General features: G+C 39.7%; 1 protein-coding gene. It reads left to right on the top strand.

The features are described 5' to 3' along the window. Positions 1-239, top strand: a 239-nt coding sequence (locus SCA31_RS25365; RefSeq protein ID WP_410699691.1) for a tRNA-guanine transglycosylase, incomplete at both ends; no start/stop codon positions are given.

Raw genomic sequence — 239 nt, 5'->3', positions numbered from 1 at the left:
AGGTTACCGATATTCTGCCAAAAGATAAACCAAGATACCTTATGGGAGTAGGAACTCCATGGAACATTCTGGAGTCTATTGGATTGGGAATCGATATGATGGATTGTGTAATGCCTACAAGAAATGCCAGAAATGCGATGCTTTTCACGTGGCAGGGCGTTATGAATCTTAAAAATGAAAAATGGAAGAAAGATTTGTCGCCTTTGGATGAATTTGGAACGAGTTTCGTTGACAGAGAA

Source organism: Chryseobacterium sp. SIMBA_028, from assembly GCF_046535285.1.
Taxonomy (GTDB): domain Bacteria; phylum Bacteroidota; class Bacteroidia; order Flavobacteriales; family Weeksellaceae; genus Chryseobacterium.
The sequence above is the reverse complement of the archived record's forward strand: the minus strand, read 5'-3'. Positions and strand labels throughout refer to the sequence as shown.